We start from the raw sequence: 8,982 nt of genomic DNA, 5'->3' as shown, positions 1-8,982 counted from the left end.
TTTTTTTAATGAACCGAAGAGTCAATCGCTTGATTCTTCTGACTCGCTGCAATCAGCGAAGCCTTGCATTGTAGCACAGTTTTTAGCGCTTGCAGAAAGAATTTTCAAACTTTCTTCAACCACCTGCGAAGTGCATCTCGCTCAGTGAAGCCTTGCATTGTACACAGAATTTTCAGTATCGCCAGCCAGACTTTTCGCTAGCAGCGCGTTGGCGCCGTGTTGCGATGGAGCGAACTATAGCATAGGTTAAACCCTAGGTTTGCCATTGTTGACACAAAAAGGTCATGGGAGAGCCTGCGGTCGATGCCGACACCCTGCCCGATCCAGCGCCGCCGCTCGGCAGCATCCCTGCGGGATGCTGCCGAGAAGGCCTTTGCGCCATATATGAAGGGAAGGGTTGCCGGAGGCCGCCGATAATGCGCGCACGATGGCATTGATTACTTTGTTGGACGCCCAGCTGGCGTTCGGGCATGTGGCCCTTCTGGACCATGCCGATTTCTCTCTGGAAGCCGACGAGCGCGTGGGCCTGATCGGCCGCAATGGCGCGGGCAAGTCTTCCCTGCTCAAGATCCTCGGCGGGCTGGCCAGGGCCGACGACGGGCAGATCCAGGTGCAAAGCGGGGTGCGCATCACCTATGTGGCGCAGGAGCCCGACCTGAACCCCGAGCATACGATCTTCCAGTCCGCATCGGACGGCATTGCCCATGTGATTGCCTTGCGGGACCGCTATCTGGCCGCAGCCGAAGGCGAGGACCTGGATGCGCTGCAGTCGCAGATCGAGGCCTACGATGCCTGGAACTGGGAGCAGCGCGTGCAGGAAACATTGCAGCGCCTGCACCTGGACCCGCAGGCCGTGGTGGGCACGCTGTCCGGCGGAACCCGCAAGCGCGTGGCCCTGGCCCAGGCGCTGGTGGCCCGGCCCGATGTGCTGCTGCTGGATGAGCCGACCAACCACCTGGACCTGGATGCCATCGAGTGGCTGGAGGAGTTGCTGCTGTCCTTCAAGGGCAGCGTGGTGACGATCACCCACGACCGCGCCTTCCTGGACCGGATTGCCACCCGCATCGTGGAGCTGGACCGCGGAGCGCTGCGCTCCTATCCGGGCAATTTCGCCCAGTACCAGCAGCAAAAGGAAGAGCAGCTGGCCCAGGAGGCCGTGATCAACGCCAAGGCCGACAAGCTGCTGGCCCAGGAGGAAGTCTGGATCCGCAAGGGCGTGGAGGCCCGGCGCACCCGCAGCCAGAGCCGCATTGCCCGCCTGGAGCAGCTGCGTGCCAACCGCGCCGCACGCCGCGAAGTGCTGGGCGGCGTGCAGATGGACATTGCCTCGGGCAAGGGCGAGAGCTACCAGGGCAAGATCGTGGCCGAGCTGAGCCAGGTGAACAAGGCCTTTGGCGACAAGTGCATCGTGCGCAACTTCAGTGCCACCATTTTGCGTGGCGACAAGGTGGGGCTGATCGGCCCCAACGGCGCCGGCAAGACCACGCTGCTGAAAATGATCCTGGGCGATCTGCCGCCCGACAGCGGCCAGGTACGCCGTGGCGCCAACCTGCAGGTGGCCTATTTCGACCAGATGCGCCACCAGATCGACATGGATGCCACGCTGGAGGACTTCATCAGTCCGGGCAGCGAATGGATCGAGATCGGCAGCCAGAAAAAGCATGTGAAGAGCTATCTGGCGGACTTCCTGTTCTCCCCGGCGCGCGCGCACTCCCCGGTGCGTTCCCTGTCCGGCGGCGAGCGCAACCGCCTGCTGCTGGCCCGCCTGTTTGCCCGCCCGGCCAACGTACTGGTGCTGGACGAGCCCACGAATGACCTGGATATCGAGACGCTGGACATGCTGGAGGAACTGCTGCAGCAATATGACGGCACGGTGTTCCTGGTCAGCCACGACCGCACCTTCCTCGACAACGTGGTGACCAGCACGATTGCCTGGGAGGGCCCTGGCCACTGGCGCGAATACGAGGGCGGGGTGACCGACTGGCTAGAGCAGTCCCGCCGCAGCAAGGCCCTGGCCGAAGCCGCCCAGCCCAAGGCAGCCAAGGAAGAGCCCAGGCCGGCAGCGCCGCGCAACGACGGCAAGCAAAAGCGCAAGCTCAGCTACAAGGAGCAGCGCGAGCTGGAAACGCTGCCCGAGCGCATTGCCGCGCTGGAGGCCGAGCAAAAGCAGATCCAGGAAGCGCTGGCCGACGGCACGCTGTTCGCCACCGACAACGCCAGGGCCGTGGCCATGCACCAGCGCGATGCGCAGATCGACGAGGAACTGATGGAGGCACTGGAGCGCTGGACGCTGCTGTCCGAGTGAACCGCCGGCCGGCTAGAAGGCCGCCCCTTCACCTTCAATAACAAGAGCGCCTTGCGCTGGACTGCGTTGGTTTTCAGGCCTCAATCCACCTGAAACCCTTTGCCATCCAGCGCAAGGCGCTCTTTCTTTTATGCCGATACCGGGTCAGATCCGGTGGTGCACCTGGTCGGAGCCGCCGCGCAGCTTGGCCAGCAAGGCCGGCGCGATCTGCAGCAGCGGCAGGACTTCGTCGGCCGCACCATGGGCAATGGCTTCGCGCGGCATGCCGAAGACGATGCAGCTGGCCTCGTCCTGCACGAAGTTGTAGCTGCCGGCATCGCGCATCTCGCGCATGGCGGCGGCGCCGTCCGCGCCCATGCCGGTGAGCATGATGCCGTAGGCATTGCGGCCTGCGCAGGCGGCCACCGACTTGAACAGCACCTCCACCGAAGGCTTGTGGCGGTTGACCGGCGGCGCATCGTCGACCACGGCCACATAGTTGGCGCCGCTGCGGCTGATGGAGAAATGCTTGCCGCCCGGAGCGATATAGGCATGGCCGGGCAGAATGCGCTCGCCGTGTGAGGCTTCCTTGACCGTGATCTGGCACAGGCTGTTCAGGCGCGCCGCAAAGCTGGTGGTGAAGCCCGGCGGCATGTGCTGGGTGATGACGATGGCCGGGCAGTCGGCAGGCAGGCGCGTCAGCACCTCCTTGATGGCTTCCGTGCCGCCCGTGGAAGCGCCGATGGCAATGATCTTCTCGGTGGAGACGCGCCCCAGCAGGCTGACGGCTGCGGCCGGGCGCCCGGAGGGAGCACCATGCGCAGCCTGCGCCCCGGCGGCGGGCGCCGTGGGCAGGCGCCGCACCTGGGCCACCGAAGCCACGCGGATCTTGTCGACGATCTGGCTGGCCAGCTCCTGCAGGCCGTTGCTCACGCCGACGCGGGGCTTGGCCACGAAGTCGATGGCGCCCAGCTCCAGCGCACGCATGGTGACCTCGGCGCCGCGCTCCGTCAGCGTGGAGATCATGAGCACGGGCATGGGGCGCAGCCGCATCAGCCGCCCCAGGAAGTCGATGCCGTCCATGCGCGGCATTTCCACGTCCAGCGTGATCACGTCGGGATTGAGCTCGCGGATCATCTCGCGAGCGATCAACGGGTCATTGGCCGTTCCGATGCACTCCATGTCGTGCTGGCGGTTGATGATCTCGGAGAGCAGGCTGCGCACCAGCGCAGAGTCGTCCACCACGATCACCCGGATTTTCCTGTTCATTCCCTCTTCTACCTTCCTCAAAACAGGTCGACCGAGCCGCCTGCCGTATTGCGAGCCACCACTGCCGCGCTGCCGCGCGTGCGCTCCTGTTGTACCAGCTCTTCCGGATGGGCATGGGCCAGGCGCTTGACCATGACCTTGCCCGTGGCCGGAAAGTACACGACCTTGCGCGGATAGATGTCCAGCACATCCTCGGAAACGATGGGAATGCGCTCGGTATGCAGGTAGTTGGTGACAAACGATGTATTGCGCTCCCCCACGTTCATGGTGGTGAAGTTGGCCATGACCTGGCCGCCGCCGAAGATCTTGGCCTGCATGGATTCGCGCCGCGCCCCGAGCTTGAGCATCTCGTTGATCAGCAGTTCCATCGCGTAGGAGCCGTAGCGGCCCGAGGCATCGCTGCTGTCCCCCTCGGGCAGCATGAAGTGGTTCATGCCCCCCACGCGCATGGTCCGGTCCCACAGGCAGGCGGCAATGCACGAGCCCAGCACGGTGACGATGACCAGATCCTCGTTGGACACGAAATACTCGCCGGGCAGCACCTTGGCCGCGTTGTGCTGGAAATGGGGATCGAAATAGAAGAACGAGGCCTCGCCCGGCTGGCGCGGCTGCCGCTTGAGCTGCTCCAGCGAGGAGGCAGGAATGGGCGCGCCAGGTGGCGGATGATCGGCCGCCGTATAGGCATGGACGCGCGGCCGCTGGCGGCGCTCCAGGGGCGCCGGACTGCCCGCCGCGGCCTGAGAGGACCAGGAATACGAATTCATTCAGCCTCCCCGCCTTGCCTTGTTTTTTGCACCGACACCCCGGCCTCTTGCCGGCTATTGGCGCTCATAAACCGTCTTGCCCTTGAGGGCGAACAGATCGCGCGAATCGCTGAAGTTCTCCGCATGGCCGACGAACAGCATGCCGCCCGGTTTCATCACGCGGTGGATCTTCTCGAGCACGCGGCGCTGCGTCGGGCCGTCGAAGTAGATCATCACGTTGCGGCAGAACACCACGTCGAACGGTTCGCGGAACGGCCAGTCGTCGCGGATCAGGTTGACGTTGAGGAACTCCACCATGCGGCGCAGTTCCGGCTTGACGCGCACCATGCCGGAATTGGCCGCCTTGCCGCGCAGAAAGAAGCGGTGCAGGCGCTCCGTGCTGATGCCCTTGATGCCGTCGGCGCGGTAGACGCCATTGGCCGCGGTATTGAGCACGCGCGAGTCGATGTCGCTGGCCGTCAGCTGGAAATTGGCCGACGCCCCCAGGGATTCCACCGCCGTCATCAGGATGGAGTAAGGCTCCTCGCCCGTGGAGGCCGCGTTGCACCAGACTTTCCACGGCGTACCCGCAGGCTTGCTGCGCAGCAGCTGGGCAAATATCTCGAAATGGTGCTGCTCGCGAAAGAACGCCGTCAGGTTGGTGGTGAGTGCATTCACGAACTCCTGCCACTCCGGGCCGTCGCTGAGCGACTCCAGCCAGTCCAGGTAGCTGGAGAAGCTGTCGTAGCCGGTTTCGCGCAGCCGCCGGGACAGGCGGCTGTAGACCATGGCGTGCTTGCCGTCGTGCAGGCTGATGCCGGCACGCTTGTAGATAAGCGCCTGGACGCGCGCGAAATCGCGGTTGGACCAGACGAACTCGCGCCCCTGGCTGGCCACGCCGGACATCGGCCCGGCGGGAAAGTCGTCCTCGGCGGAGACCGGCGCTGCCGCCATGGGGTTGCGTTCCGGGTACAGCACGGCGCCTTCTCCTCGTTCAGTGACTGGCAGGCCCGCAGCCTCAGGCGGCGGTCGCCACCAGGCCCATGTCGACGTTGCCCATGAGCTTTTCGATGTCCAGCAGGATCAGCATGCGCTCGCCCACCGAGCCCAGGCCCAGGATGCAGCCGCTGTCGATGGCGCTTTCGATGTCGGGCGCGGGGCGGATGGCCTCGGCGGACAGCTCCATCACGTCGCTGACCGAGTCCACCACGATGCCGACCACGCGGTTGCGCAGGTTCAGGATGATGACCACGGTGAAGCTGTTGTATTCCGCTTCGGAGCAGTTGAACTTCAGGCGCATGTCCACGATGGGGACGATGGTGCCGCGCAGGTTCACCACACCCTTGATGAATTCGGGCGCATTGGCGATGCGCGTGGGCTGCTCGTAGCCCCGGATTTCCTGGACCTTCAGGATATCGATGCCATATTCCTCCTGGCCCAGACGGAAGGTCAGGTACTCGCGTGCGCCATTGGCCACGCCTTCTACGGTTTTGTTCGTCACGCTCATGGTCAGCTCCTCGGCGTTTGTTTCTTTATCCCGCGCGGCCTGCGCGCGGGGTGAAGGGTTCGATGCGGCGGGCTTGGCGCCTGCCGCCCGTGCAGCGATCTTTCAATGGCGGGCCCGGCGCACCATGGCGCCGGTATCCAGGATCAGCGCCACCGAGCCATCGCCCAGGATGGTGGCGCCCGAGACATTGGGCACCTTGCGGTAATTGCTCTCCAGGTTCTTGACCACCACCTGGTGCTGGCCCAGCAGCTCGTCGACCAGCAGCGCCACGCGGCTGCCATCGGACTCGATGACCACCATGATGTTGCTGCTCTGGCTCTCGTCGGTACGCGGCACGTTGAACATGCGCTCCAGCGCGATCACCGGCATGTATTCGTCACGCACCTTCACGAGCTGCGTGCCGTTGGCCACGGTGTTCACGTCGTCGGGGTTGACCTGGAAGGACTCCACCACCGAGGACAGCGGCAGGATGTAGACCTCCTCGCCCACGCCGACCGACATGCCGTCCATGATGGCCAGCGTCAGCGGCAGGCGCACGGACACGCGCATGCCCACGCCGGCGGTGGATTCGATCTCCACCGAACCGCCCAGCGAGGTGATGTTGCGCTTGACCACGTCCATGCCCACGCCGCGGCCGGACACGTCCGTCACCACGTCGGCCGTCGAGAAGCCCGGAGCGAAGATCAGCTGCCAGACCTCGCTGTCGGGCATGCTGTCCGAGACATCCATGCCGCGCTCGCGCGCCTTGCTGAGGATTTTTTCGCGGTTCATGCCGCGCCCGTCGTCGCGCACTTCGATCACGATGGAGCCGCCCTGGTGGGAAGCCGCCAGCGTCAGCGTGCCGTGCTCGGATTTGCCGGCCGCCAGCCGGTCCTGGGGCATCTCGATGCCGTGGTCCAGGCTGTTGCGCACCAGGTGGGTCAGCGGATCGGTGATCTTTTCCACCAGGCCCTTGTCCAGCTCGGTGGCTTCGCCCAGCGTGATCAGGTCGATCTTCTTGCCCAGCTTGCCGGCCAGGTCGCGCAGCATGCGCGGGAAGCGGCTGAACACCGTGGACATGGGAATCATGCGGATGGACATCACCGATTCCTGCAGATCCCGGGTATTGCGGTCCAGATCGGCCAGGCCGGCCAGCAGCTGCTGGCAGACCGAAGGATCGAGGTCGCGGCTGTTCTGCGCCAGCATGGCCTGGGTGATCACGAGTTCGCCCACCAGATTGATGAGCTGGTCCACCTTCTTGACGTCCACGCGGATGCTGGTGGACTCCATATGGGCCTGGGCCGCCTTGGGGGCGGCGCTGCGCGCAGCCGCGGCCACCGGCGCCTTGCTGCCGGGCACCTCGGGAGCGCCCGGGGCGCCATCGAAGAAGCCGTAGACCTCCTCGGCGAATGCCGGCGCCACGGCCTGCACCGCTTCGGGCTCGTGCGGCGGGGCTGCCTCCGCGACCGCCACTTCCACCTGGGCCGGCGCCAGCGGCACGGCCGCCTGGATCTGCACCTGCTCCTTGGCCACATGGAAAGCGAACAGGTCCAGCAGGTCTTCGTCGGTGGAGACGGTCTTCACCAGGAACAGGCGGCTCTTGGGCTGGCTTGCCGGCAGATCCTCGATGGATCCCAGGCCGGGAATGTCGCGGAACAGGTCCTTGATGGCGTCGGCCATCTCCGGGCGCTCCAGCGGGCCGATCTGGATATGCAGCACGCGCGCGCCGGCAGGCGGCTCGCTGCCGACAGGGCCGGCGCTGGCCGGCGCGGCGACAGGCGCAGCCGCCGGTGCCTGGGCCACGGGCTCGGCCGGCCTGGGCGCAACCGGAGGGGGCGCCGCCTCCACTGCCGGCACGGCCGTCAGGCCCTGGGCCAGCGTCTCGATGCGCACCACCAGGTCGGCGGTGGACAGGGGCTCGCCTTCTCCGCCGGCCTGATGGCGGGCCAGCAGGCTGCGGCTGGCGTCGGCCGATTCCAGCAGCACATCCACCATTTCGGGAATGGGCGTGATCTCGTGGCGACGCAGGCGGTCCAGCAGCCCTTCCATGCGGTGGGTCAGCTCGGTGACGTCCGAGAAGCCGAAGGTGGCCGCACCGCCCTTGATGGAGTGGGCGCAGCGGAAGATGCCGTTGAGTTCTTCGTCGTTGGCAGCGGACAAGTCCAGGCTGAGCAGCATCTGCTCCATCTGATCGAGGTTCTCGCTCGCTTCCTCAAAAAAGATTTGATAGAACTGGCTCAGGTCGAAATCCGCGCCCGAGTTCGCGCTATCTTGGTGTAGATCCGCCATGGTGTGTCCTGCTTTTTTCCATATTCCCCGTACCTATCGGCTTAACGGAGCACTTTCTGAATGACTTCTATCAAACGATCGGGGTCGAAGGGCTTGACCAGCCAGCCGGTGGCGCCCGCGGCGCGGCCCGCCTGCTTCATCTGATCGCTGGATTCGGTGGTCAGAATCAGGATCGGGGTCTTCTGGAAACGCGGGTCCTCGCGCAGCTTGCGCGTCAGGCCGATGCCGTCCAGCCGCGGCATGTTCTGGTCTGCCAGCACCAGGTCGATGCCCTGGGCGTTGGCCTTTTCCAGGGCATCCACCCCATCGACGGCCTCCACCACCTTGAAGCCGGCGCCGGTCAATGTGAAAGAGACCATCTTTCGCATCGAGGGGGAATCATCAACAGCCAGAATCGATCGCATGTACAGCTCCAACAGACGGGCAATAAGGGGGGTAAGGGTCGAGCAACGGAGTCAAAACAACTCCACGGAGCCCGCGTCCATCTCGCTTTGCGTGACGGGATTGGGCCGCTCGGGCATGGGTGGCAGGCAGGCATCGGCCTCCTCGCCTTCGGATTCGTCCGCGCCCATGGCCGCCGCGCCCAGCCGGAAGGCACAGCCCTGCAAAGTGCTGGAGATGTGCGCGATCAGCTGGGAGGACATGTCGTGAAACTGCAGCTCGGTGACGGCCAGGCGCAAGGCCTCGCGCGCCGCGGCCACGGGCTGCGACGCCGGCATGGCGGGGCCGGCCAGCTGGCCGTTGGCTTCGTCGAAACGGTCCAGCAGGTTCTGCGTGGCATGGTTGAGCAGGCCTTCGAGCCGTTGCAGATCGTGCAAGGCCACCAGCAAGGCATCCTGCAGCTCTGCGGCCACCATGACGGGCATGGGGACTGCAGGCGCATTCGCTGGCTTTTGCATTGGCTGCATGGT

General features: G+C 65.2%; 8 protein-coding genes. 1 reads left to right on the top strand and 7 read right to left on the bottom strand.

The window, feature by feature from the left end:
• Positions 1-427 precede the first annotated feature (427 nt).
• A complete protein-coding gene (locus tag V8Z74_RS14430; RefSeq protein ID WP_349709737.1) occupies positions 428-2,305 on the top strand; it encodes an ATP-binding cassette domain-containing protein in 1,878 nt (625 codons plus the stop codon).
• Between the two features lie 144 nt (positions 2,306-2,449).
• On the opposite strand, the gene V8Z74_RS14425 is transcribed toward V8Z74_RS14430, so the two are convergent.
• The 7 genes from V8Z74_RS14425 to V8Z74_RS14395 form a co-directional block, all read right to left on the bottom strand.
• The gene (locus tag V8Z74_RS14425; RefSeq protein WP_066483785.1) at positions 2,450-3,553 is read right to left on the bottom strand and encodes a protein-glutamate methylesterase/protein-glutamine glutaminase; all 1,104 of its coding nucleotides are present in this window, start codon (positions 3,551-3,553) and stop codon (positions 2,450-2,452) included.
• Between the two features lie 17 nt (positions 3,554-3,570).
• Positions 3,571-4,317 carry a chemoreceptor glutamine deamidase CheD gene (gene cheD / locus V8Z74_RS14420; protein ID WP_066483786.1) on the bottom strand — a complete coding sequence of 249 codons (747 nt, stop codon included), beginning with the start codon at positions 4,315-4,317 and terminating at the stop codon, positions 3,571-3,573.
• A 54-nt stretch (positions 4,318-4,371) separates the two neighbouring features.
• Positions 4,372-5,202 carry a CheR family methyltransferase gene (locus tag V8Z74_RS14415; RefSeq protein WP_245633467.1) on the bottom strand — a complete coding sequence of 277 codons (831 nt, stop codon included), beginning with the start codon at positions 5,200-5,202 and terminating at the stop codon, positions 4,372-4,374.
• Positions 5,203-5,314: 112 nt separating this feature from the next.
• Positions 5,315-5,803: a chemotaxis protein CheW gene (locus V8Z74_RS14410; protein WP_066483787.1), complete on the bottom strand. Its 489-nt coding sequence runs from the start codon at positions 5,801-5,803 to the stop codon at positions 5,315-5,317.
• 102 nt (positions 5,804-5,905) lie between these two features.
• Entirely contained in the window at positions 5,906-8,071 is a 2,166-nt protein-coding gene (locus tag V8Z74_RS14405; protein ID WP_349709734.1) for a chemotaxis protein CheW, read from the bottom strand.
• Between the two features lie 41 nt (positions 8,072-8,112).
• Complete coding sequence (locus V8Z74_RS14400; protein WP_066483819.1) at positions 8,113-8,475, bottom strand: response regulator; 363 nt, start codon at positions 8,473-8,475, stop codon at positions 8,113-8,115.
• 51 nt (positions 8,476-8,526) lie between these two features.
• A complete protein-coding gene (locus tag V8Z74_RS14395; protein ID WP_349709732.1) occupies positions 8,527-8,979 on the bottom strand; it encodes a hypothetical protein in 453 nt (150 codons plus the stop codon).
• Positions 8,980-8,982 lie beyond the last annotated feature (3 nt).

Source organism: Comamonas sp. w2-DMI (assembly GCF_040187735.1).
In the GTDB taxonomy this organism is placed as follows: Bacteria; Pseudomonadota; Gammaproteobacteria; order Burkholderiales; family Burkholderiaceae_C; genus Comamonas; species Comamonas terrae.
This window is presented reverse-complemented; position numbering and strand designations above follow the sequence as displayed.

Bases quoted from the DNA above. Each gene is read 5' to 3' on its own strand.
- V8Z74_RS14400 (WP_066483819.1), bottom strand. From the start codon at position 8,475: ATGCGATCGATTCTGGCTGTTGATGATTCCCCCTCGATGCGAAAGATG.
- V8Z74_RS14425 (WP_066483785.1), bottom strand. From the start codon at position 3,553: ATGAACAGGAAAATCCGGGTGATCGTGGTGGACGACTCTGCGCTGGTG.
- V8Z74_RS14405 (WP_349709734.1), bottom strand. From the start codon at position 8,071: ATGGCGGATCTACACCAAGATAGCGCGAACTCGGGCGCGGATTTCGAC.
- V8Z74_RS14410 (WP_066483787.1), bottom strand. From the start codon at position 5,803: ATGAGCGTGACGAACAAAACCGTAGAAGGCGTGGCCAATGGCGCACGC.
- V8Z74_RS14415 (WP_245633467.1), bottom strand. From the start codon at position 5,202: ATGTCCGGCGTGGCCAGCCAGGGGCGCGAGTTCGTCTGGTCCAACCGC.
- V8Z74_RS14395 (WP_349709732.1), bottom strand. From the start codon at position 8,979: ATGCAGCCAATGCAAAAGCCAGCGAATGCGCCTGCAGTCCCCATGCCC.
- V8Z74_RS14430 (WP_349709737.1), top strand. From the start codon at position 428: ATGGCATTGATTACTTTGTTGGACGCCCAGCTGGCGTTCGGGCATGTG.
- cheD (WP_066483786.1), bottom strand. From the start codon at position 4,317: ATGAATTCGTATTCCTGGTCCTCTCAGGCCGCGGCGGGCAGTCCGGCG.